Source organism: Xenorhabdus bovienii (genome assembly GCF_024721015.1).
Lineage (GTDB): Bacteria > Pseudomonadota > Gammaproteobacteria > Enterobacterales > Enterobacteriaceae > Xenorhabdus > Xenorhabdus bovienii.
This window is the reverse complement of sequence record NZ_JANAIF010000235.1, coordinates 1-1038: the sequence shown is the minus strand read 5'-3', so window position 1 is coordinate 1038 and position 1038 is coordinate 1. Positions and strand designations below refer to the sequence as shown.

Genomic DNA, 1038 nt, shown 5'->3' with positions numbered 1-1038 from the left:
ATTTTCATTTGCAATTAATGTGGGCTAAAAAAGCGGATAAATGCAAGCCCGACCGTTTTCGATTGCGAGCCGTTACAGCTAGCGCTCTGTTAATGCGACAGAACCCTTTAGTTCCCTTCTTAAGCAAATCTCAGGTTAAGTTAAAAAGTGGCAAAAGAATTGAAAGCATAAGCTGTAACTTATATAATGGAAGTATAAGCCATACCTTATGAGGATTTGATTTTGTGGACAGTGATTTTTACCCCAAGGTTTGACGCCTGGCTACAGGAGCAAGAAGAAGGGATGCAGGAAAAGGTACTGGCCGATCTAACTAACCTTGAAACGTATGGGCCGAAACTATCGCGTCCTTACGCCGATACAGTGAAAGGTTCCAGGCACAAAAACATGAAAGAACTTCGCGTACAGTATTCAGGCCACCCGGTACGCGCGTTCTTTGCTTTTGACCCTAAACGTCAGGCTATCGTGTTATGTGCCGGTGACAAAAGTAACAATAAGCGGTTTTACGACACGATGATCCGCATAGCGGATGAAGAATTTACCGCACATTTAACCGTGATCGAGGAGCAGAAATGAAAACATTACGTGATGCTGTAGCAGCCCGTTCGCCAGAGAGCCAGGCACGGATTAAAGAAATGGCGGATGAAATGATTCTGGAAACTGGATTACAGCTGATGCGAGAAGAATTGCAGTTTTCGCAAAAATCCCTGGCTGAATCCATGGGAGTCAGCCAGCCTGCGATAACTCAAATTGAGCAACGAGGCAATGATGTTAAGTTGGCAACGCTTAAACGTTATATTGAGGCAATGGGCGGAAAACTGAGTCTGACCGTTGAATTACCAGAAGGAGGGGGACGGATATTTCATATCTGACCAGCCATAAAATTTAAGGAGCACAGATGCTGATTAAAATGGGCAGTGTCGCGTTAACGGCGACAAGTTAGCAAAAGTGGTGTTGCCGATTATTGGTTCTGTCGCATTAGCAGAGAAAGTGCATCAAAAGATGAATACGATTATTTTTTATGCAGCGAGTTGATAGAAA

The 1038-nt window shown here is 43.9% G+C and carries 3 protein-coding genes; all 3 read left to right on the top strand.

What is annotated here, in order from left to right; genetic code table 11:
• A partial coding sequence (locus NXS07_RS20280) for a hypothetical protein (RefSeq protein WP_258087546.1) occupies nt 1–212 on the top strand: 212 nt, incomplete at its 5' end.
• Nucleotides 213–282: 70 nt separating this feature from the next.
• Nucleotides 283–573 carry a type II toxin-antitoxin system RelE/ParE family toxin gene (locus NXS07_RS20275; RefSeq protein WP_413743148.1) on the top strand — a complete coding sequence of 97 codons (291 nt, stop codon included), beginning with the start codon at nt 283–285 and terminating at the stop codon, nt 571–573.
• On the top strand, nt 570–869 hold the full coding sequence (locus NXS07_RS20270; RefSeq protein WP_038197338.1) for a helix-turn-helix domain-containing protein: 300 nt from the start codon (nt 570–572) through the stop codon (nt 867–869). Before NXS07_RS20275 ends, NXS07_RS20270 begins: the two co-directional genes overlap by 4 nt.
• The last annotated feature ends 169 nt before the right edge of the window (nt 870–1038 follow it).